Origin of the sequence: Microbacterium sp. As-52 (genome assembly GCF_049949185.1) — a bacterium.
Lineage (GTDB): Bacteria > Actinomycetota > Actinomycetes > Actinomycetales > Microbacteriaceae > Microbacterium > Microbacterium maritypicum_A.
This window is the reverse complement of record NZ_CP188171.1, coordinates 3,800,624-3,822,186: the sequence shown is the minus strand read 5'-3', so window position 1 is coordinate 3,822,186 and position 21,563 is coordinate 3,800,624. Positions and strand designations below refer to the sequence as shown.

Below are 21,563 nucleotides of genomic sequence, written 5' to 3'. Positions count from 1 at the left end.
GGTCAGGCGGCCTGGTTGATACGCAGCAGGTTGCCTGCAGGATCGCGGAACGCGCAGTCGCGCACACCGTAGGGCTGATCGATGGGCTCCTGCACGACATCGGCTCCACGTTCGACGAGACGCTCGAAGAGGGCGTCGACGTCATCGCTGGCCAGCGTGAGGGCCGCGTAGCTGCCCTTGGCGATCAGCTCGAGGATCGTCTGACGCTCGGCGTCCGTGATGCCCGGATCGGTTGCCGGCGGGTGCAGCACGATCGATGTCTGCGGCTGACCCTCGGGCCCGACGGTGAGCCACCGCAGGCCGTCGTACCCGACATCGTTGCGCACCTCGAAGCCGAGGGCGTCGCGATAGAACGCGAGGGCCGCTTCGGCATCGGTGTGCGGGAGGAATGCGTAGTGGATGCTGATGTTCATGGTGTTCACGTTAGGTGCGCATCGGTGCGCGGCGCTTCTCGATTCCTGATCGGTCTGGTCACGTGCTTGGCCTGGAACGAGGGGATTCCCTCGACGCTGGCAGCGCGTTCACGGTACACGCTGGGTGCGACACCGACCAGCTCGGAGAATCTCGTGCTGAATGTGCCGAGCGAGGAGCAGCCCACTTCGAAGCACACCTCCGTCACCGTCAGGTCTCCGCGTCGCAGGAGTGCCATCGCCCGCTCGATACGTCGGGTCATCAGATACGAGTAGGGAGACTCGCCGTAGGCCTCTCTGAACTGCCGGCTCAGGTGCCCCGCCGACATATGCACACCGCGGGCGAGCGCCTCGACATCGAGTGGTCGTGCGTACTCCCGGTCGATGCGGTCTCGGACTCTCCTCATCACGGTGAGTTCGCGGAGGCGAACTTCGTCGACGTCGGTCACGACTTGATCTTGCCATGTCCCCGGAAGTCGCGGCATGACGGAACGAAACGCGGAAGACGGCTTCTCCCCCGCTCCGGCCCGGCGGAGCGCTATCCTGAGGGCGCATCCTCACAGGATCTTCTCAGAAAGGGGTCCCCACCATGTCTGAACCACTCACGGAGGCCAAGTCGTTGTTCAAGTCGATCCGCGTCACGCTGGCCGTCGCCGGTGTGCTGGCGCTGCTCGCCGGAATCGTCCTCCTCGTCTGGCCGGTGAAGTCCGCGGTCATCGTGACGGCGATCTTCGCCACCTACCTCATCATCGCCGGTCTCGTCTACGTCGGACTCGGCATCTTCTCGAGCGCGAAGGGCGGGTGGGCGCGCGTCGGTCACATCGTCCTCGGCCTGCTCTACATCGCTGCCGGTGTCATCGCGTACTTCAACCTGAATGCCGCCGCCGCCACGCTCGCCTTCGTGGTCGTGATCTTCATCGGCGTCAGCTGGATCGTCGATGGGATCGTCGCGCTCACACTGCTGGGCAGCGACGGCTCGCGCGTCTGGACCGTCCTCTACGCGATCCTGAGCATCGTCGCGGGAATCATCGTGTTGTTCTCGCCGCTCATCGCCGGCTTCGCGTTCTGGCTGCTGCTGGGCATCTCGCTGGTCGTGCTCGGAATCATCCAGATCGTGCGCGCCATCACGCTCGGTCGAGACGAGAAGGAATACGTCTCCGCCGTGCAGGGTGGAGCGACGAGCTGATGCTCTCGGTCTGAAAACAGAACGGCCCCGTCCCGCAGCGTGCAGGACGGGGCCGATCTGTGCGCCCTGGCTACTCGGCGGCGAAGGCGCTCACGTCACCGACGAGGCGCGTGTTGTCCGCCGGTACCGGGTCGATGACGGCCTTGGCGACCTCGGCTGCGAACTCCGAGACGTTGTAGAGCTTGCCGGCCGATTCCCGGCGCTCGGCGATGGCGCCCGGGTTCGCGCGCTCGAGCAGAGTCGCCGTGATCGTTCCTTCGATCATGTCGCCCGAGACGACGGTGAACCCGATCCCCTTCTCGGTCAGTCCGGGGATGAGCTCGCGGAGCGCGTCTTCCCCCGCCCGCTTCGAGAGTGCCACCGGTTCGTACTCCGGCATGGTCGGCGTGGTCCGGATGAAGTGCGCCTGGTGGCTGGTGACGAACACGACGCGCGCGCCGTCTCCGAGCAGGGGCGTCGCCGCGTTCAGGACGTTGAGCTGGGCGTCACGGTTCAGCGCGAGGGCGTAGTCCTCGGCCATGCCGGATTCCATGCCGCCGGAGGCGTTGAGCACGAGGACGTCGAGCCGCCCGTATTCGGCGCGGATCGCCTCGAACATCTCGGCGACGGATGCCTGGTCGGTCAGGTCCGCGCCGACGACGAGAGCGCGACGGCCGAGCTCGCGGAGCTGGGCGGCGAGCTTCTCTGCACGCGGTGCCTTGTTGCGGAAGTTGATGACGACGTCGGCGCCTGCCTCGGCGAGGTAGCGCACGGTGTCGGCGCCGATGCCCCGCGATGAACCGGTGACAAGAGCGACCTTGCCGTCAAGGGATCCTGCGGGAAGAACGTCGGTCACGGTGACTCCTCATGATGCGTGAAAAAGCCGTGATCGCACGGCCCTCCCACACTATCAAGCGCGCGCTGTGGCACCCTGATCCGTCGGTGCCCGCGTGATACGTTGACCACAAAGGAGGCCGCATGGACAACTTCACGACATTCGTCACGTTCATCGACCAATGGGCATGGATCGGCTGGCTGGTCCTGATCGCCGTCTTCCTCGTCATCGAGATGCTGTCGCTGGACTTCACCTTCCTGATGCTGAGCTTCGGCAGCGTCGTGGGGCTGGTCACGGACCTGATCGGTGTTCCGGTCTGGCTGCAGGTCATCATCGCCGCGGCCGCCGCCGCGCTGTTCATCCTCTTCCTGCGTCCCCCGCTCCTCAAGCGACTGCGCCGCGGAGAAGATCCGACCAAGTCGAATGTCGACGCCCTCGTCGACCTGCGCGGTATCGCGCTGCACGACATCACTCAGATCTCCGGCCAGGTCAAGCTCGCCAACGGCGACACCTGGACCGCTCGCACCGCCACGCCCGTGCCGATCCCGCAGGGCGCTCCGATCGCCGTGACCGCGATCAACGGTGCGACCGCCATCGTCCGTCCCGTCAACGACTAGGAGAACCCGTGAACGACGCATCGTTCATCCCCACAGCGATCCTGTGGATCCTCGTGATCGCGGTGATCATCTTCGTGGTGGTCACCGTCGCCCGTGCGATCCGCATCATCCCCCAGGCGACGGCCGGGGTCGTCGAGCGCCTCGGGCGCTATCACAAGACGCTGACCCCCGGTCTGAACGTCCTCGTCCCGTTCATCGATCGCCTGCGCCCCCTGATCGACATGCGCGAGCAGGTCGTCTCCTTCCCGCCGCAGCCGGTCATCACCGAGGACAACCTCGTCGTGTCGATCGACACGGTCGTCTACTTCCAGGTCACCGACGCGCGCGCAGCCACCTATGAGATCGCGAACTACCTCGGTGCGGTCGAACAGCTGACCACCACCACTCTTCGCAACGTCGTCGGTGGCCTCAACCTCGAAGAGGCACTCACGAGCCGCGACAACATCAATGGGCAGCTGCGCGTCGTGCTCGACGAGGCCACCGGCAAATGGGGAATCCGCGTCGGCCGCGTCGAGCTGAAGGCGATCGACCCGCCCATCTCGATCCAGGACTCCATGGAGAAGCAGATGCGCGCCGAGCGTGACCGACGCGCCGCGATCCTCACGGCCGAGGGAACCAAGCAGTCGGCGATCCTCGAGGCCGAGGGTGCCCGTCAGGCCGAGATCCTCCGGGCAGAGGGCGACAAGCAGGCAGCTGTGCTTCGCGCACAGGGTGAGGCCGAGGCGATTCAGAACGTCTTCAGCGCCATCCACCAGGGCGAGCCGGATGACAAGCTGCTCGCCTACCAGTACCTGCAGATGCTGCCGAAGATCAGCGAGGGGCAGTCCAACAAGCTGTGGATCATCCCGAGCGAACTCACCGAGGCGCTCAAAGGCATCGGCAGTGCGTTCACCCCGAAGCCGGGCCAGGGCCCGACGAACACGCTTCCGGGCGCGTGACGCACCCGTACTTCTCGAAGACGCGGCATCCCCGAGTCCTCGCCCACCGCGGTCTGATCACCGCGGCAGGCGAGGACTCCGGCGTCTGGGAGAACTCTGCCGCGGCTTTCGCCGCCGCGCACGCGGCGGGCGTCGACTACATCGAGACCGACTGCCAGGTCACCGCAGACGGCGATGTGGTGCTGTTCCACGACACGACCCTGACCCGCCTGATCGGCGACAGCCGAAGGGTCCAGGATGTGCGCACACGCGAACTGCGGACGCTCTTCTCCGACCACGGCGGACTCCTGACGGTGTCGGAGGCGCTGGCTTCGTTCCCGGACGTGCGTTTCAACATCGATGTGAAGACGGCCGCAGCCGTCGAGCCCCTCGGCCCGATCCTGGTCGATCACACCCACCGCGTCCTCCTGACCAGCTTCTCCGACGCGAACCGCCGTGCCGCCCTCGCCTCGGTGCTGCGAGCCGGCGCCGCTCTCCGTCCCGCGACGTCGGGAGGGAGCCGGACGATCGCCTCCCTGCGGGGAGCCTCGGCACTCCACCTCTCCCCCGCCCGCCTGCTCCGCGAGATCGACGCGTTGCAGATTCCCGAGCGTTACGGCGCGCTGAAGGTCCTGACCCCCGCGCTCCTGCGTGCGGCGCACCGGCACGGCGTCGAGGTTCATGTGTGGACCGTCAACGACCCCGAAGACATGCGGCGACTCGTCGGCCTCGGAGCTGACGGCATCGTCTCCGATCGCGCGGATCTCGCTCTCAAGACGCTCTCTCCCCACTGACTCCCGACTCGCCCCATAACCTCCGGCGCTGGGATTAACCTGTGAGTTCCGCCGAGAAGGCGGGCGCGTGGATGAAGCGCACAGGCTGGAGCGTTATACCTGACAGCGACGAGAGGACCACACAATGGCAGATCGCAGCCTGCGCGGCATCCGACTCGGCGCCCAGAGCCTACAGAGCGAAGAGGGCGTCGTTTTCATGGAGCGCCGTGAGACCACCTACACCTGTGACACTTGCGGCCACGTCACGAACCTGATGTTCGCGGCGGATGCAGAGCCGCCCCAGACCTGGGAGTGCCGCGCGTGCGGCGCCGAGGCGCGCTTGAACGTCGACGGTCAGGCCGTCACGCTCGAGGCCAGCGATGAGAAGGCCGCCCGCACCCATTGGGACATGCTCCTGGAGCGCCGTACCCGCGCCGAGCTCGAAGAGCTCCTCGAAGAGCGCCTCGCCTTCATCCGCGCCCGGCGCGGTGCCGGCGAAGACCCGACCCGCGAGAAGATCGGCGCCTAGCGCCTCCTGGCGCGCCACCACCCGACGAGGAGCGCGCCGAGACCGCCCCACAGCAGAATCGCCTGCACCCAGGGGCCCAGTACGACACCCGCCGTGAGGCCGGACCGTAGCTCGACATCTTCGAGCATCGCTCCGGCCTCATCTGCGTCCAGGCTGGTGACCGTCGAGCCGTCCGCGCGGATGACCTGGCTGGTGCCGACCGTGGAGACGTTCACCACGCTGCGGCCCGTCTCGATCGCCCGCATCCGCGCGAAGGCGAGCTGCTGGAGGTTCTCGTCCGTACCGCGGAAGTCGGCGTTGTTGGTCTGGAACACCAGCACCTCGGCACCGGAGTTCAGTCCCTGCCAGATCACGTCGTCGTAGATCACGTCGAAACAGATGGCGAGACCGACGCGCACATCGCCGACATCCATAATCGGGGGGTTCGACCCCGGCGTGTACTCCCTCTGGATGAGCCCGATGAGATCGGGCGCGAGCGCGTTGAAGAAGGCACGGTCGGGCACGTACTCCCCGAAAGGGACAGGGTGACGCTTGTCGTGCAGCTGCGTCGCGGTGCCATCGGCGTTCCAGAGCATGGAGGTGTTGAAGAAGCGGTCGTCGCGCCCGGTGGCCGCATTCGCCAGCAACGGGGCATCGATCCGATTGGCGACGAGCGTCATCCGTCGAGCGAGGGCGTCGATCTGGAAGGGGTCGCCGTCCAGTGAGCCTTCGGGCCAGACGAGGAGATCGACGTCCTCGCCGTAGAGAGGCGCCGTGGCTTCGGTCTGCGCCTGGATGACGGCGAACGCTTCGCGGTCATCGAAGTACCCGGTGGGACCGTTCCCCTGCACCGCCGCGATGCGCAGGGAACCGCTCGGGGACGTCGGGAAGAGCGGGGTGAACAGCAGCACCGCGAGGACGGCGGCGGGCGCGATCAGAAGGAGCGGACCACGCCATGCACGCAGTCGGAAGACTTCGATCAGCATCGCGACGACGAGCACCATCAGGAAACTGAGACCGCTGACGCCGACCCATGATGTGACGGATGCCAGAGGGCTCTCCGCCTGACTCATGCCGATCCGTGCCCAAGGGAAGCCCCCGTAGGGCCAGGAGCCGATGAACAGCTCCCGAGCGACCCAAAGGGCGGCGATGACCGTGGGAAGCCCCAGGAGACGTCCTGCGGTCCCGGGGAAGGCCTTCGGCATCCAACGGTACGCGAGGGCGATCGGAACCAGGGCGACGGCGGTCAGTACGCCTTCCACCACGCTGAGGGCGGCCCAGGGAACAGGTCCCAGGTATCGCGACGTCCAGGAGACGAGAAGCGCGAAGAACAGGATGCCGTAGACGAGACCGACGAGCAGAGCCCCACCGAACCGGCGCCCGATCAGCGCGACGAGCAGAAGCGCGGTCGCGGGGAAGGCGAGAATCCAGATCGCGGCCTCAGGATAGGCCAGGTCCATCACCAGGGCGGCGAGTGCGGCAGCGAGCACAGCGGCCCAAAGTGGCAGGAGGGCGCGCTGCGGCGCTGGTTTCTCGGTCATTCCGTCCATCTCACATCGACGAGTAGGCGACGATGCCGCGACGCACCCCGTCGAGCGCGGCACGAGCCGTACGCGCGAGAGCCGCATCCTCGGCCACGATCGACAGCTGGTCGAGCAGGTCGATCGTCTGCTTGGCCCAGCGCACGAAGTCCCCGGCCGCCATATCCGCATCGACCAGCACTCGGTCGAGCATCCCGCCCCGCGCCCAGGAGTGCATCGCGCCGGCCAGGCCTGCGGCCAGGGGCTCGCTTCCGGGGAGGTGATGGTCCTGCTCGAGGTCGTCGAGCTCGGCCCAGAGCGTGGTCGTCTTCTCATACGCCGCGCGGAAGGGCCCTCGCGGTAGACCCCTCTCCCCCGTGTTCGCCTCGTCGCGGCGGGGTTCGTACACCAGACAGCACGCCATGGCTGCAAGGGACGGAGCATCGAGGCCGGCCCAGAGGCCTTGACGCAAGGACTCCGCGACGAGCAGGTCACGTTCGCCGTAGATGCGACGCATGGTCCGTCCGGCCTCGGTCAGCGTGGTCTCCCCGTCCTCATCACGTAGATAATCGAGCGTCTCCAGGACCTCGACGACGCGGTCGAAGACCCGCGCGACGGTCCCGGTGCGTGTCTCGATCTGGCGACGGATGCGATCCGTCTGACGCTTCAACTTCCAGTAGCGCTCCGCCCAGCGTGCGTGCGCTTCGCGGTCGGGACAGCGATGGCACGGGTGACGCTGCATCTGCGTCCGCAGGGTCTGGATGCGCTTCATGCGCTTGTCGCGCGACGCGCGCGGGGCGTTCGAGTCCTGACGGTTCTTCTTCTCGAGGTCGCTCAGCTCGCGTCGGATCGCCGCGTACTCGGGGAAGTCGCCGTGTTCGCACGCCATTGCGCTCTGATAGCCGGCCAGCGATTCCTCGGCCTCACGCACCTGCCGCGCCAGCCCGACGACGGCACGGTCGGCCTGGAACTGGGCGAACGACGATTCCAGGATCTCACGGGCCCTGGGCTTGCCGAACAGGTCGATCAGGTTGACGGCCATGTTGTACGTCGGGCGGAAGCTGGAGTTCAACGGGTAGGTGCGGCGGGAGGCGAGTGCAGCGACCGCCTGTGGATCCATGCCCTCGGTCCACTGCACGACGGCGTGACCCTCGACATCGATCCCTCTGCGTCCTGCGCGCCCGGTGAGCTGGGTGTACTCCCCCGAGGTGATGGCCACCCGGGCCTCGCCGTTGAACTTCTCCATCTTCTCGAGCACAACGGTGCGTGCCGGCATGTTGATCCCGAGCGCGAGCGTCTCGGTGGCGAAGACGACCTTGACCAGCTTGCGCTGATAGAGCTCTTCGACGACCTCTTTGAAGGCGGGCAGCAGCCCCGCGTGATGCGACGCCACTCCGCGCTCCAGATTGTCGAGCCATTCCCAGTAGCCGAGGACGCCGAGGTCCTCCTCCTGGAGCGTGCGCGTGCGCTCTTCGACGATGGCCCGGATCTCGGCACGTTCCTCATTCGAGGTGAGCCGGATCCCCGAGCGGCGCACCTGTTGCACCGCGGCATCACACCCCACGCGGCTGAAGATGAAGAAGATCGCCGGCAGCAGATTCGCCCGCTCCAGAAGCCGCACGACGTCGGGGCGGTCCATCCGCTCGATCCGGCGGGCATTGGCGGCACGCACCGGACGACGCCCTCCCCGCGGAGGCCGCTTCGCCTGACGGCCGGCATGACGGTCGCTGCGATAGGACTGCGCCTGGCGGTTGTTCTCGTAGGTCGTGCCCGTCGACGAGCGGATCCGCATCAACTCCTGGTTCACCTGCGCCGTGGCGAGACCAGCGCGGTCGTCGAACAGCGGCAGGAGGTCGTCGCGTACGAGCACGTGCTGCTCGAGCGGCACGGGACGGACCTCGGAGACGATCACCTCGGTGTCGCCGCGCACGGTGTCGAGCCAGTCGCCGAACTCCTCCGCGTTCGACACCGTGGCACTCAACGACACGAGGCGGACACGGGCGGGGAGGTGGATGATGACCTCCTCCCACACCGCGCCCCGGAACCGATCGGCGAGGTAGTGGACTTCGTCCATGATGACGTAGCGGAGGTCGCGGAGGGCCGAGGAATCGGCGTAGATCATGTTGCGAAGGACCTCGGTCGTCATCACGACGATCCGTGCGTTGCCGTTGATGTTCGTGTCGCCCGTAAGGAGTCCCACGTCGTCGGCACCATAGACGTCGACCAGTTCTCGGAACTTCTGGTTCGAGAGGGCCTTCATCGGTGTCGTGTAGAACGCCTTGTCACTCGGGGTCTGCATCGCGAGGTGGATAGCGAATTCGCCGACGATCGTCTTCCCGGCGCCCGTCGGCGCCGCGACCAACACGCTCCGGCCGCTCTCGAGCGCGTGACAGCCGGCGACCTGGAAGGGATCGAGCTGGAACTTCTGCAGTGCGGCGAACGCCGTCGACTGCGGGTGCTCCACTGCTTCCTGCGCGCGGGCGTACCTCTCGGAAGGCGAACTCATGCCGGATCCGGCAGAAGCCCTGATGCCTCGTCGCGTTTGCGCTTTCGTCGGTCGAAGATCAGTGAGAGACCTGCGGCGGCGAAGAAGAGGACGATCAGGATGCCCGCGAGCATCAGCATGCTGACGACGTCAGCCGCCGGCGTCGCGAGCGCGGCGAACACCGTGGCGATGATGATCGCGACACGCCATCCCTTGAGGATCGCCCGTCCGGACATGACGCCTGCGAGGTTGAGTGCCACCAGGAACACGGGCAATACGAACGAGATGCCGATCACGATCATCAGTTTGAAGATGAAGTCGTAGTACTCCTGGGCGGAGTAGAGGTTCGTCGCCCCGGCGGGCGTGAAGCTCCACATCAGTTCGATGATGTGGGGCATGATCATGACGCCGAGGTAGCAGCCGGCGAAGAACAGCGGAACGGCGGCCACGACGAAACCGATCGTGTACCTGACCTCCTTGCGGGTGAGACCGGGCATGATGAACGCCCAGATCTGCCACAGCCATACCGGAGCCGACAGGAAGATGCCGATGGAGAAGGCGATGCGCATGCGCATGTCGAACGCGGCCGTCACCGTGCCGAAATTGAGTGCGCTGAAGTCGTCTCCGCGCTTCTCGGCGATGATCCGTACCGGCTCGGTGATGAAGTTGATGATCGGGTCGGCGATGAGGAACGCGACGACCATGCCGACGAGCAGCGCGAGCGCAGCGAACATCAGGCGCTTGCGCAGTTCGACGAGATGCGCGCCCAGCGACATCCGTCGATCCCGATCCGCCTTCGGCATCACGGTCGGTTCGATGGCTGCCACGGCCGGTCAGGCGCGGGGCGGGGTCTCAGGGTCGATGCCCGAGTCCTTCACCGTGGTCGGCTCGGCGGCTGCGGAATCGGTGCGAGCGGCGTCGTCGTCCTTCATCGCCTTCATCTCGCCCTTGAACACGCGCGCGGACTGTCCCATGCTCTTCGCGAGAGCCGGCAACTTGGCAGCACCGAACAGGAGGAGGATCACGGCGAGCACGATAAGCAGGTGCCAGCCTTGCATTCCAGCGAACATGTCAGGATTCCCGTCGTCGGTGAGCGTTCGCTCCAGTCTACAGATCAAACCTTTGCTTCGGGTTGGCGATACAGGGCGAGTCCCGAGGCAGCCCAGTCCCTCGCCGCTGCGCGGGCGACACCGGGTTCCAGGACTTCCATCGCTCCGCCGAAGCGCGCAGCCAGCCGCTTGATGCCCCGTGGGTCGGCGAGATGGAGGCGCGCTGTCACGGCTCCGTCGATCACCTCGGTCTCACCGGGGGGAAGGAATCCGTTCAGGAGCGGAGCCAACCGCTCGGCGACGCGAACCGTGACCTCGCGCTCATCGTCGAGTCCTGCGAATGCCTCGGGAACCTGATCGCCCGCATGGGTGATCGGGATGTCGGTCAGCGTCGGGGCGCTCACCCGATCGAGATGGAAGGTGCGCATCGCCTGTCGGAGGTGACACCACCCCTGCAGGTACCACTGTCCGTTGGTGATGAGGATCTGCATCGGATCGACCGTGCGCGTCGTCGGGGCTGCGTCGGGAGCCTGATAGGTGAAGGAGATCGCGACCCCCTCATGAAGCCCGCGGGCGACCGCCTCGCGAACCTCGTCGACGGCGCTCGGAGCGACGACTACATCGGCGGGCGCATCCGCGGCGCCTCGAGAGAGTTTGGAGATCAGGCCGGCGACGAGGCCCGAATCGGAGACGGCGGGCACCGCAGCCACCATCTGCAGACCCGCCAGGAGCGCGGCAGCCTCACGCGCGGTGAACCGTGGGACGCGACGCAGAGCGACGTCGTTGGTGATCTCGATGACGTCGTCCAGATCGAGCAGGTCCCAGTTGATGTCGAACATCTCCTGAGGTTGCTGCCAGTAGCCCGATTCCCCGGGCAGACCGATGACGGTGAGCTTCTCGACCATGCTCCGCATCTCCTGCGGAGTCACGCCGAATTCTGACGCCGCCTCCTGGAGAGAGACCTGCCCGTGCTCGAGGAGGTAGGGGACGAGGGTCAGATAGACCCGCACGCGATCAGCCGCGAGCAGGGGCTTCGCCTTCGCGCTCATTTCGCCTCCTCGACGTCGGTGTGGGCTCGCACGACGGCACGAAGGCGCGAGATCACCGCTTCCCGGAGCAGGGCGGGTTCGACCACTCTGACTTCCGGACCGTACGAGGCGAGTTCATCCGCGAGGATGTGCAGGTCGACGAAGGGGACGTTGATCCCCTGTGCGGCGGATGTGGCCCGTCGTCCCAGGCGCAGTGCGGCCTCCGTCCCTGGCGTGACCTCCAGGAGCGCGGAGTTCTCGGATGCGACGCGTTCCAACCCGGCGAGGGCGCGATCCCCCGCCCCGTCACGCAGCGCGGGGTCGAAGCTCTGCGTGCTCACGCGCACGTCGCCGACGACCCGGCTGAGGAGGAAAGTGCGATCTTCTTCGACGTCGACGTCGATGCCGAAGACATGCCAGCGTGCCTCGTAGTCGACCAGCGCCAAGGGGCGGATACGCCGACGACGAGGCGTGTCCTCGCCGGGCTTCAGATACTCGAACGTCACCACCTTGCACCGCTCGATCGCATCCTGCAGCGGCGAGAAGGCGGCGTCTCGTGCCGTGATGCGCGGCGCGAACCCGATGATCGGTTCGTCGCCGTCGATGCCGAGGGCTCGGATCTTGCGGACGCCGGACTGCGCGTCGCCCGAGACCGACTCCGCGCTCCACACGCTGCCGGCGAGTTGCAGCACCGCCAGCTCGGCGGGCGAGAACTCGATGTCGCTGGGGAGATCGTATTCCGCCTGCGGAATGCGGTACCGCGCTTCGCGGAGATCGTTCGGGTCCGCGGCGTCCCCGATGGTCTCGATGGGCACGCCGAGCGAGCGCAGCTCGTCCTTATCGCGCTCGAACATCTTCTCCAGGGCGTCCGAGCGGGTGCCCGCTTCGGCGCGTTGCCGATAGCCGGAGACGTTGTCGAGGATCTGCTGCTTGGTCAACCCGATCTCCGTGGCCATCAACGCCACGACGAGATTCGTCAGGCGCTCCTCCGCGGGGATCCGGGCGGCCATCACGGCGCAGGCGCCGTCACTGCGCCCAGGATGTCGACGACGATCGCGGTCGCGGGAGTGTTTTCGGCCGCGGGGAACACGACGAGGAGCTGAGAGCCGACAGTGGCGCCGACGAGTTGCTCTGCAGCAACGCTGACGCTGGCATCCTTGCCCCAGGAACTCGTCGTGACCTTCTTGTCGTCCCAGCCGACGCCCATGACGTTCGAGACGACGATGTCGCCCTTCTTCACCTTCGGGCCGTCCCCCTTGATGAGCGTCTGGGTGGTGATCTCGGTGGGCGCCGGAACGTCGGGGATGATGATGCCGGGAGTTCCGTCAGGAGCGCGCACCACCGTCGGCATGCCGCGTGCGTCGTTGAACTGGAGCGCTCCCGTGGCCTTCGACGGCATGACGTCGAGCACATCGATCACGGCCACGATGTTCTCGCCCTTGTCGAGGCCGAACGCCTGGACGTTCTGCTCGCCGAAGTCCTCGGGGGTCAGGACGGCGAGGACGCGGCTGCCCTCGGTCGCGCATTCGAGCACGTCCGAGAGCCCCGCGGAACGCTGCGCCCAGTAGTCGATGCTGTGGACGCGGCTCTGGTCGCCGTTGAACTCGGACTGATAGAGCTTCTTGCCGCTGTCGCCGCCGTAGAAGGCGATGTCCAGCACCACCGGCTGGAAGTCCGAGCCCAGCGCGAGCCCGTCGCCGACCGTGACGTCGGCGAACGAGGTCTTGTCGCTCTTCACCGGCCCGAAGACGGTGACGTCTGGGACAGAGCCGAGGTCACCACTCACGTCGGCGACGTTCAGGATCTTGTCGTTGCCCCCGCGATCGCAAGCGGCGACACCGTCGGATGCGGTCGCGGTGCACCCTGTGAGGGCGAGGACGGCAAGGCTGAGAGAGGCCAGAACGGCGGACGTTTTACGCACGCGCTCCAGTCTATTCCGTCGCGTGCCCGGAATCGCGCGATGCGGCGGCCAGGCGCGCCCCCTCGGCGGCCTTCTCCGCCTCCCGCGCGCGCTTGCGCAGGTTCTTGTCGCTGATCTCGCGGTCGCCGACGGCGCCGGGGGTCCACGCCTCCACGTCTTCGTCGCCGTAGCTGCTCTTGGACGCCCGCCGCTTCACCGAGGGCGCGATGGCGCCCGGTGCGAGTCGACGTGCGGTGAGGAGGAATCCCGTGTGCGCGACCATCCGGTGATCCGGCCGCACGGCGAGACCCTCGACGTGCCAGCCGCGGACCATCGTTTCGGAGGCATCGGGATCGGTGAAGAGCCCCGTGCCACGGATGTACTCGGCCACCCGGGAGAGCTGCGTCGCGGTCGCCACGTAGCAGAGCACGACCCCGCCAGGGGTGAGGGCCTCAGCGACGGCATCCATGCACTCCCACGGCGCCAGCATGTCGAGCACGACGCGGTCGACGGAGGCCGGAGCGGTCTCCGTCGGCAACGCCTTGACGAGATCGCCGACGACGACCCGCCAGGTGTCCGGGTGCTCGCCGAAGAACGTCTCGACGTTGCCGCGCGCCACATCGGCGAAATCTTCACGGCGCTCGAACGAGATGAGCCTTCCCGCCGGACCCACCGCACGCAGGAGCGAGAGCGAGAGCGCGCCGGAACCGACCCCGGCCTCTACGACCACCGACCCAGGGAAGATGTCTGCCTGCATCACGATCTGCGCCGCGTCCTTGGGGTATACGATCGCGGCGCCGCGGGGCATCGACATCGCGAAGTCGCGCAGCAGCGGACGCAACGCCAGGTAGTCGTGTCCCGAGCTGTTGGCGACGACGGAGCCGTCGGGCAGCCCGATCAGGTCGCGATGGCGGAGCACGCCCTGGTGCGTGTGGAGCTCGCCGTCCTCGCGGAGCGTCACGGTGTGCAGACGGCCTTTCGGACCGGTCAGCTGCACGCGATCGCCGGCGCGGAACGGCCCGCTGGGCCGCGGAGCTCGGGAGTCGGTCATCGGGTCGCTCCTGTCGAGGCGGTGCTGCTGTCATAGAGATCGGTGAGGTCGGCGGCTCCCCGGCCGGCGAGCGTCGGCCACAGTTCGTGCGCCCCGAGGTGATCCAGCGGGACGATGTGCGGAACGGCGAGCGTCAGCGCTCCGGAGGCGAGGCCGGCACGGACACCGGTGGGCGAGTCCTCGATGACGATCACCTCGGCGATGTCGACATCGAGGAGGGCTGCGGCCTGTAGATACGGCTCGGGGTGCGGCTTGGGGTTGTCGACGTCATCCCCCGCGACGACGATGTCGAAGGCCTCGAAATCGATCAGATCCACGACGTTCAGAGCCATCCGACGCAGCGACATCGTCACGAGCCCGGTCGGGATGCCCGCCGCCCGGAGATCCCGGAGCAGTTCGCGCGCGCCGGGACGGAACGGGACGCCCTGCGTGCGGAGCGATTCCTGCACGACGTCGGTCAGGTGGGAGACGATCGCCTCGGCTTCCATGGCGACTCCGGCATTCTGAAGGATCACCGCGCTGTCGATCAATCCGCTGCCGACGAGCTGCAGAGCGTCTTCGTGGGTCCAGGATCCGCCGAAGGACTCGACCAGTGCTGTCTCGGCCGCCATCCAATACGGTTCGGTGTCGACGAGTGTTCCGTCCATGTCCCATAGGACCGCGCTGGGCTTTCTGCTCACTGAACCCATGCTAGCCGTGGTGCCGCCCGCTCCCCGCCTTCGCGGACTAGCCTGGAAGGATCACGACCGCGATCTCGAAGGGAGCCCTCGATGGATGTTCTCGGTCCGCGCATCGTCATCGCCGCCTTCGACGGCTGGAATGACGCGGGTGAAGCGGCGAGCAGCGCCATCGAGGCGCTGCGCTCCTCGTCGGAATACGATCTCGTGCATTCCGTCGACCCCGAGCTGTACTTCGACTACCAGTACACGCGTCCGTCGACGCGGATGGATGCGGAAGGCCGTCGTCAGCTCACCTGGCCGGAAGCAGGTCTGTGGCGTCCTCGTAACCCCGGCCCGGGCCCGGAGTTCTGGCTTCTCACCGGAGCCGAGCCGGCGCGCACCTGGCAGGCGTTCGCCTCCGAGTTCATCGACATCGCTCTGCGCGACGACATCACCGGTCTCGTCACCCTCGGCGCCATGCTGTCCGACGTTCCGCACACACGGCCGATCTCGATCTTCGCCTCCAGCCAGAACGAGCAGGTGCGCGAGGCACATGGTCTGGAACGCTCGCTGTATGAGGGCCCCGTGGGGATCCTCACCGTCTTCGAGCACTTCGCGGAGAACGCCGGCATCCCCACCGCGAGCCTGTGGGCGAGCGTGCCACACTACGTCGCTTCGGCGACACCCTCGCCGAAGGTCACGCTCGCCCTCCTCGACCGTCTCGAGGAGCTCACCGGAGTGGATGTGGATCGCACGGCGTTGCGCACGGAGGCCGCCGCCTGGGAGGCGTCGATCGATGCCGCCGCATCGGAGGACGAGGACATGGCGGAGTACATCCGCCAGCTCGAGCGCACCCGTGACACGTGGGACTCCCCCGAGGCGTCGGGCGATGCGATCGCCCAGGCATTCGAGCGCTACCTGCGCCGCCGCGACGACGGTCCGGGCGACCGCAAGCGCTGAGCGCGGGTCAGGCGGCGATCACGCCGGTGCCGAGAAGGACCAGCAGGACGGTGCCGAGCAGGATGCGGTAGATGACGAACGGCAGGAAGCTGCGCTTCGAGATCCAGTTCATGAAGAACGCGATCACGCCCAGTGCCACCACGAAGGCGATTCCCGTCGCGGCGAGGGTGTCGCCGAACGAGAAGAACGACGGCTCGTCCCAGCTCTTGAACACCTGGTAGAAGCCGCTGCCGAAGACGGCGGGGATCGCCAGCAGGAAGGCGTAGCGCGCTGCAGCCGCACGCTCGTATCCGAGGAACAGGCCCATCGTGATCGTGCCGCCCGAGCGGGAGACCCCGGGGATCAACGCCAGCGCCTGCGCGAAACCGAAGGCGATGCCGTGCGGGTAGGTGAGGTCATCGAGCTTTCGGCGCTTCGCTCCCACGTAGTCGGCGACGCCGAGCAGGATGCCGAACACGATCAGCATGACGGCGACGATCCACATCGATCGGAGCACGGTCTCGATCTGATCCTGGAAAAGGAGCCCGAGGACCACGATCGGGATGCTGCCGATGATGATCAACCAGCCCATCCTGGCGTCCGGATCGTTGCGCGGCGCCTTGCCGACGAGAGACCGGAACCACTGCGTGACGATGCGCACGATGTCGCGCCAGAAGAACACCACGACGGCGGCCTCGGTACCGATCTGTGTGATCGCGGTGAACGCGGCCCCCGGGTCCTCACCCGAGGGGAGGAACGTTCCGAGGATGCGCAGGTGAGCGCTGGAGGAGATCGGAAGGAATTCGGTGAGTCCCTGGACGATGCCGAGGATCAGTGCTTCGAGCAGGTGCATGGAGAGCTTTCAGTTCAGGGAGGCACGGAGCGCGCGGCGCTCAGTACGTGCGCAGCAGATCGGTCAGAACCTGCTGGCCGAAGACAAGCGATTCTACGGGTACTCGCTCATCGACTCCGTGGAACATGCCTGTGAAGTCGAGGTCGGCAGGCAGCCTGAGCGGCGCGAAGCCGTAGCCGGTGATGCCCAGGTATGCCAGTGCCTTGTTGTCCGTGCCGGCACCGAGCAGATACGGGATGACCGGAACCCCCGGGTCGTGGCGGCCGATGCTGGCGACCATCGCCTCCACGAGCTCGCCCTCGAACGGCGTCTCCATCCCGATGTCGCGGACGACCGTCTCGATGACGATCTCGTCTCCGACGATCTGCTGCAGCTCGGCGAGGACGTCGTCCTCGGTCCCGGGGATCACCCGTACGTCGATCAGCGCCTCGGCGCGCTCCGGGATCACATTGTGCTTGTAGCCCGCTGCCAGCGCTGTCGGGTTCGTCGTCGTGCGGAACGAGGACCGCAGGAAGGCCTCGGCCGGTCCCGCGGCTGCGGCGAGGGCATCGGGGTCGTCGACGCTGCGCCCGGTCAGGTCGCTCAGGCCCTCCAGCAGGGCCCTGGTCGTCGACGTCAGACGGATCGGCCACCGGGTGCGCCCGATCGCCGCGACCGCTTCAGCGAGCTTCGTGACGGCGTTGTCGTCGTGCAGGCGGCTTCCGTGGCCCGCGCGGCCCTTCGCGACGAGCCGTATCCAGATCAGGGCCTTCTCCCCCACCTGCAGCAGATAGGCCCGTCGGTCATCGACGGTGATCGAGTAGCCGCCGACCTCGCTGATGGCGGCCGTCGCGCCCTCGAACCACTCCGGGCGGTTCTGCACGACGAGCGCTGACCCCTCGACACCGCCGTTCTCCTCGTCGGCGAAGAAGGCCAGCACGAGATCGCGTTCCGGTTGCTCGCCTGCGCGCAGGATCTCGGCCACCGACGTGAGGATCATGGCATTCATGTTCTTCATGTCGACGGCTCCACGGCCCCACAGCATTCCGTCCCGCACGAGGCCGGCGAACGGGTCGACGCTCCAGTCCTCCGCCATGGCGGGAACGACGTCGAGATGGCCGTGCACGACGAGCGCGGGCTTGTCCCTGTCACGCCCCGGCACCCTCGCCATCACGTTCGTGCGGCGCGGGATCGGCTCGTAGTACTCGACCGCGAGCCCGAGCCCCTCCAGGTAGGCACCGACATATTGCGCGGCCTCGCGCTCGCCCTTCGCGTTGCCCCCGCCGAAGTTGGAGGTGTCGAAGCGGATCAGGTCGCTCGCGATGCGGACGACCTCCGGAAGAGACGGATCGGTCATGGGTCCAGGCTATCGAAAGCGCGCGCCACGCCCGGGCGTGCGCCTCGGTTCGAGAGGCCGCTGGGGACGTGGTAATGTCATTCTTCGGTCGGCAACGATCATCCAACACCTGCGCGGGTGGCGGAATGGTAGACGCGCTACGTTGAGGTCGTAGTGCCCGTAAGGGCGTGGGGGTTCAAGTCCCCCTCCGCGCACAGGAAGAAGAAGGCCCCGGATCCCTGGATCCGGGGCCTTCTTTGTTGTCGTGTGGACGACCGACGTCGTGTGCGTCGACGACGCGGGGAACAGCTCACCGGAGAGCGGAGATACACGCCGCGCCTTGATCCGGAGCTACCGGGCTCCGCTCCATCGGGAGAACTCCGTCCGGTGATGCGGATGTACGAGCCCGCCTCCGTCGTCGTCGAGGGCCGCTATCCTGTTCCGGCGATCACGCGATCGCAGGAACAGGAGTCGCTGCCGGTCACGCCGCGCTGACTCCGAAGAGAAGGCCCAGCAGGTAGGTGATGGCGGCTGCGCCGAAGCCGATGGCGAGTTGGCGCAGGGCGCGGCGCAGGGGCGGGCCGCCCGAGAGCACGCCCACCATCGCGCCGGTGCTCAGGAGCGCGATGCCGACGAGCACGAGTGCGACGACGACGGCCGTCGTTCCCTCCAGGCCGAATATCCAGGGCAGCACCGGAATGATCGCCCCGGAGGCGAAGAGGAGGAAGCTCGAGATCGCGGCCGTCCAATCGCTGCCGACGATCTCGTGTGCGTCGCCGCCCTGGATGTCGACCGGACCGGTCGCGGCCCGGCGCGCCCCGGCCTGGGCTGCGCTCACGATGCGCCGGGCGCGCGCCAGCGATTCCTCCTGCTCCATGCCCCGTGCGCGGTAGACGAGCGCGAGCTCGTTCTCGTCGATGTCGAGATCGCCGGCCGACGCATGGGCGTCTTCGTTCGCCTCGGTGGCTGCGAGCAGCTCGCGCTGGGATCGTACGGAGACGAACTCCCCCGCCCCCATGGACAGCGCTCCGGCCAGAAGACCAGCGATGCCGCTGAAGAGCACGAAACCGGAGCTCACCCCTGTCGCGCCGATGCCGAGGACGAGCGCCAGGTTGCTCACGAGGCCGTCGTTCGCTCCGAAGACGGCTGCACGGAAGGATCCGGAGAGGCGCCTGCGGCCGCGTGCCGCGAGCCCGCGCACGACCTCGAAGTGAACCTTCTCGTCGGCCCGCATCGCGGGGGTGGCGTACTGCTCCGCATCGTAGGGGGAACGCGCCTCCGCGCTCTGGGCGAGAGCCAGGACGAAGATGGACCCGAAACGACCGGCCATCCAGCCGAGGAGTCGCGAACGCACTCCGGCGCGGGGAAGTCGCTTCGGCTCGCTGCCGAGAAGATCGAGCCAATGCTGCTCATGGCGGCGTTCGGCGTCAGCGAGACTCAGCAGGATGTCGCGCTCCTCCCCCTCTCGTCGTGCAGCGAGCTTCTGATAAACGGCGCCTTCGGCACGCTCCTCGACGAGATAGCGCGCCCAGCGCCGGCGGTCGGCTGGCGTCGGTTCGACTGCGGCGGGGGCTGTCATGGATCCTCCAGGAAAGACGGTGCCCGGTGCGCGGGCAACCGTTCAACGCTAGCTCTGAAGGCGCGCAGGAACCCTGCTCAGGCGCGGATTGACAGCATTTCGGGGATCCGAAGCACCGGCCGGACGTCATGCGGTCCTGTGGTCCTCAGGAACGCACGCGTTTGCGGAGAACCTCGATGCGCGACTGCAGCTGGGTCACCGTCGCCTGAGCGACGGCCGGACCTCCGCAGATCCGTCGGAGCTCGGCATGCACCGCGCCGTGGGGCTCGCCCTTCTGCCGGGCGTAGAGTCCGACGAGACTGTTCAGAAGCTGTCGCTGCTCTTTGAGCGTGCGATGCAGGGGCGGGGGCAGCGTCGTCGTCTCGGTCGGTGCGGTCGAGGCTTCTCGCGCTTCACGCAGACGCGATTGACGGGACTGACGCTGCATGAGCAGTTCGTGGACGTGTTCCGGTTCGAGGAGACCGGGGAATCCGATGAACTCCTCCTCTTCCGGTGTGCCGGGTTCTGCGAGCTGTCCGAACTCCTGACCTTCGAACACCACGCGATCGAAGTGCGCGACGGACGAGAGCGCCTGATAGCTGAACTCCTGCGTCAGCGCGTCCGAGGTCTCCTCCTCGCGATTCGCGCTCTCGAGCAGGGAGTCTTCCAGCCCGTCGTCCTCCTTCGACTGCCGGTCGAGTGCGTGGTCACGCTGCTTGTCCATCTCGTTCGCGAGCCCCATGAGCACGGGGACCTGCGGAAGGAACACGCTGGCGGCCTCACCGCGGCGTCGGGCCCGCACGAAACGACCGATGGCTTGGGCGAAGAACAGCGGAGTCGACGAGGAGGTCGCGTACACGCCCACCGCGAGGCGCGGCACGTCGACACCCTCCGACACCATGCGCACGGCCACCATCCACCGGGAGTCGTTCGCGCTGAACTTCTCGATGCGTTCCGATGCGGTCGCGTCGTCGGAGAGCACGACCGTGGCCTGCTGGCCCGTGATGCTGTGCAGGATCTTGGCGTATGCCCGGGCGACGGTCTGATCGGTCGCCAGCACCAGACCGCCGGCGTCGGGGACGTGGTGGCGGATCTCGGTGAGGCGGCGGTCTGCGGCCGACAGCACGGCCGGCATCCAGTCGCCCTCGGGGTCGAGCGCGGTGCGCCAGGCCTGCGAAGTCACGTCTTTCGTGTTGTCCTGGCCCAGGTGCGTCTCGAGTTCGTCGCCCGTCGTCGTGCGCCACCGCATCTTGCCCGCATACATGTGGAACAGGACAGGTCGGACGACGCCGTCGGCCAGCGCACGACCGTAGCCGTAGTTGTAGTCGGTGCGAGAGATGCGCGCGCCGGATTCGTCGGGGTGGTATTCGACGAACGGGATCGGTGCCGTGTCGCTGCGGAACGGGGTTCCGGAGAGCAGGAGACGCCGCTTGGCGGGACCGTACGCATCGCGGATGGCGTCGCCCCAGCTCAGTGCATCACCGCCGTGGTGGACCTCGTCGAGGATCACCAGCGTCTTCGCGTCTTCCGTGAGATGCCGGTGCACGGAGGACTTCGCCGCGACCTGCGCGTACGTCACGACGGCGCCGTGATAGTGGCGGGCGGGTGCCCAGTCGCTGTTGCGGAAGCGGGGGTCGAGGCGGATGTGCACGCGCGCGGCGGCATCGGCCCACTGCGTCTTGAGATGCTCGGTCGGAGCCACCACGATGATGCGGTTGACCTCGCCCATGCGCATGAGTTCGACCGCCAGGGTGAGAGCGAACGTGGTCTTCCCTGCACCGGGGGTGGCGGCCACGAGGAAGTCGCGCTGATCCGCGGCGAAGTACTGTTCGAGGGCCTCCTGCTGCCACGCGCGCAGCTTGTTCGCGGTGCCCCAAGGAGCACGCTGTGGAAAGGACGGAGAGAGCATCGACTCCACGATAATCGCTGCCGGGGACACGGGATCACTCGCCGCGGTTCCCGCGCGTGCCCCTCCCCCGGA

Annotated in this window: 22 protein-coding genes and 1 tRNA gene; 7 read left to right on the top strand and 16 right to left on the bottom strand. The window is 67.2% G+C overall.

The annotated features are described in order from the left end of the window. Nucleotides 1-2 precede the first annotated feature (2 nt). Nucleotides 3-413 carry a VOC family protein gene (locus ACLFA2_RS18455; protein ID WP_029259226.1) on the bottom strand — a complete coding sequence of 137 codons (411 nt, stop codon included), beginning with the start codon at nt 411-413 and terminating at the stop codon, nt 3-5. A 5-nt stretch (nt 414-418) separates the two neighbouring features. After that, the gene (locus ACLFA2_RS18450; RefSeq protein ID WP_046398982.1) at nt 419-895 is read right to left on the bottom strand and encodes a helix-turn-helix transcriptional regulator; all 477 of its coding nucleotides are present in this window, start codon (nt 893-895) and stop codon (nt 419-421) included. A 104-nt stretch (nt 896-999) separates the two neighbouring features. On the opposite strand from ACLFA2_RS18450, the gene ACLFA2_RS18445 reads away from it, so the two are divergent. After that, nucleotides 1,000-1,596 (top strand): HdeD family acid-resistance protein, encoded by a 597-nt coding sequence (locus ACLFA2_RS18445; RefSeq protein ID WP_021200570.1) that lies wholly within the window; start codon nt 1,000-1,002, stop codon nt 1,594-1,596. Between the two features lie 70 nt (nt 1,597-1,666). Here the strand turns inward: ACLFA2_RS18445 and ACLFA2_RS18440 are convergent, their stop codons facing one another. Then, nucleotides 1,667-2,431 carry an SDR family oxidoreductase gene (locus ACLFA2_RS18440; protein WP_021200569.1) on the bottom strand — a complete coding sequence of 255 codons (765 nt, stop codon included), beginning with the start codon at nt 2,429-2,431 and terminating at the stop codon, nt 1,667-1,669. A 122-nt stretch (nt 2,432-2,553) separates the two neighbouring features. Here ACLFA2_RS18440 and ACLFA2_RS18435 point away from each other — a divergent pair, with 122 nt between their 5' ends. From ACLFA2_RS18435 to ACLFA2_RS18420, 4 genes are all read left to right on the top strand, one after another. Then, nucleotides 2,554-3,027 carry an NfeD family protein gene (locus ACLFA2_RS18435; protein ID WP_021200568.1) on the top strand — a complete coding sequence of 158 codons (474 nt, stop codon included), beginning with the start codon at nt 2,554-2,556 and terminating at the stop codon, nt 3,025-3,027. Between the two features lie 8 nt (nt 3,028-3,035). Next, entirely contained in the window at nt 3,036-3,965 is a 930-nt protein-coding gene (locus tag ACLFA2_RS18430; protein WP_021200567.1) for an SPFH domain-containing protein, read from the top strand. Further along, a complete protein-coding gene (locus ACLFA2_RS18425) occupies nt 3,962-4,738 on the top strand; it encodes a glycerophosphodiester phosphodiesterase family protein (RefSeq protein WP_021200566.1) in 777 nt (258 codons plus the stop codon). Before ACLFA2_RS18430 ends, ACLFA2_RS18425 begins: the two co-directional genes overlap by 4 nt. Before the next feature lie 124 nt (nt 4,739-4,862). Next, nucleotides 4,863-5,246: an RNA polymerase-binding protein RbpA gene (locus ACLFA2_RS18420; protein ID WP_021200565.1), complete on the top strand. Its 384-nt coding sequence runs from the start codon at nt 4,863-4,865 to the stop codon at nt 5,244-5,246. Here the strand turns inward: ACLFA2_RS18420 and lnt are convergent. From lnt to ACLFA2_RS18375, 9 genes are read right to left on the bottom strand one after another with little or no spacing between them, the layout of a single operon-like run. Next, nucleotides 5,243-6,775 carry an apolipoprotein N-acyltransferase gene (lnt, locus tag ACLFA2_RS18415; RefSeq protein WP_167254122.1) on the bottom strand — a complete coding sequence of 511 codons (1,533 nt, stop codon included), beginning with the start codon at nt 6,773-6,775 and terminating at the stop codon, nt 5,243-5,245. The genes ACLFA2_RS18420 and lnt overlap by 4 nt on opposite strands. A gap of 1 nt (nt 6,776) precedes the next feature. Then, nucleotides 6,777-9,251 carry a DEAD/DEAH box helicase gene (locus ACLFA2_RS18410; protein ID WP_167254124.1) on the bottom strand — a complete coding sequence of 825 codons (2,475 nt, stop codon included), beginning with the start codon at nt 9,249-9,251 and terminating at the stop codon, nt 6,777-6,779. Further along, nucleotides 9,248-10,006: a twin-arginine translocase subunit TatC gene (gene tatC / locus ACLFA2_RS18405; protein ID WP_029259222.1), complete on the bottom strand. Its 759-nt coding sequence runs from the start codon at nt 10,004-10,006 to the stop codon at nt 9,248-9,250. The genes ACLFA2_RS18410 and tatC overlap by 4 nt, the downstream gene beginning before the upstream one ends. Nucleotides 10,007-10,063: 57 nt before the next feature. After that, nucleotides 10,064-10,300, bottom strand: a complete 237-nt coding sequence (tatA, locus tag ACLFA2_RS18400) for a Sec-independent protein translocase subunit TatA (protein ID WP_021200561.1) — start codon at nt 10,298-10,300, stop codon at nt 10,064-10,066. 44 nt (nt 10,301-10,344) lie between these two features. Next, nucleotides 10,345-11,328 carry a helix-turn-helix transcriptional regulator gene (locus tag ACLFA2_RS18395; RefSeq protein WP_021200560.1) on the bottom strand — a complete coding sequence of 328 codons (984 nt, stop codon included), beginning with the start codon at nt 11,326-11,328 and terminating at the stop codon, nt 10,345-10,347. Then, the gene (locus ACLFA2_RS18390; protein WP_136024886.1) at nt 11,325-12,317 is read right to left on the bottom strand and encodes a helix-turn-helix transcriptional regulator; all 993 of its coding nucleotides are present in this window, start codon (nt 12,315-12,317) and stop codon (nt 11,325-11,327) included. Before ACLFA2_RS18390 ends, ACLFA2_RS18395 begins: the two co-directional genes overlap by 4 nt. Beyond that, a complete protein-coding gene (locus ACLFA2_RS18385) occupies nt 12,317-13,228 on the bottom strand; it encodes a hypothetical protein (RefSeq protein WP_136024885.1) in 912 nt (303 codons plus the stop codon). The genes ACLFA2_RS18390 and ACLFA2_RS18385 overlap by 1 nt, the downstream gene beginning before the upstream one ends. 10 nt (nt 13,229-13,238) lie before the next feature. Continuing rightward, nucleotides 13,239-14,258, bottom strand: coding sequence for a tRNA (adenine-N1)-methyltransferase (locus ACLFA2_RS18380; RefSeq protein ID WP_136024884.1), 1,020 nt, complete (start codon nt 14,256-14,258; stop codon nt 13,239-13,241). Beyond that, nucleotides 14,255-14,905, bottom strand: a complete 651-nt coding sequence (locus ACLFA2_RS18375; protein WP_021200556.1) for an HAD family hydrolase — start codon at nt 14,903-14,905, stop codon at nt 14,255-14,257. Before ACLFA2_RS18375 ends, ACLFA2_RS18380 begins: the two co-directional genes overlap by 4 nt. Before the next feature lie 123 nt (nt 14,906-15,028). On the opposite strand from ACLFA2_RS18375, the gene ACLFA2_RS18370 reads away from it, so the two are divergent. Then, nucleotides 15,029-15,877: a PAC2 family protein gene (locus ACLFA2_RS18370; protein ID WP_292763436.1), complete on the top strand. Its 849-nt coding sequence runs from the start codon at nt 15,029-15,031 to the stop codon at nt 15,875-15,877. A 7-nt stretch (nt 15,878-15,884) separates the two neighbouring features. Here the strand turns inward: ACLFA2_RS18370 and ACLFA2_RS18365 are convergent, their stop codons facing one another. Further along, nucleotides 15,885-16,709, bottom strand: coding sequence for an undecaprenyl-diphosphate phosphatase (locus ACLFA2_RS18365; protein ID WP_021200554.1), 825 nt, complete (start codon nt 16,707-16,709; stop codon nt 15,885-15,887). Nucleotides 16,710-16,749: 40 nt separating this feature from the next. Continuing rightward, nucleotides 16,750-18,045 (bottom strand): M20/M25/M40 family metallo-hydrolase, encoded by a 1,296-nt coding sequence (locus ACLFA2_RS18360; RefSeq protein ID WP_029259215.1) that lies wholly within the window; start codon nt 18,043-18,045, stop codon nt 16,750-16,752. A gap of 111 nt (nt 18,046-18,156) precedes the next feature. Between ACLFA2_RS18360 and ACLFA2_RS18355 the strand changes: the two genes are divergently transcribed. Further along, a tRNA-Leu gene (locus tag ACLFA2_RS18355) sits at nt 18,157-18,239 on the top strand. Nucleotides 18,240-18,505: 266 nt separating this feature from the next. Here ACLFA2_RS18355 and ACLFA2_RS18350 read toward each other — a convergent pair. Together ACLFA2_RS18350 and ACLFA2_RS18345 are read right to left on the bottom strand one after the other, a co-directional pair. Beyond that, on the bottom strand, nt 18,506-19,603 hold the full coding sequence (locus ACLFA2_RS18350; RefSeq protein ID WP_347125869.1) for a VIT1/CCC1 family protein: 1,098 nt from the start codon (nt 19,601-19,603) through the stop codon (nt 18,506-18,508). 145 nt (nt 19,604-19,748) lie between these two features. Beyond that, nucleotides 19,749-21,491, bottom strand: coding sequence for a DEAD/DEAH box helicase (locus tag ACLFA2_RS18345; protein WP_021200550.1), 1,743 nt, complete (start codon nt 21,489-21,491; stop codon nt 19,749-19,751). Nucleotides 21,492-21,563: the final 72 nt, after the last annotated feature.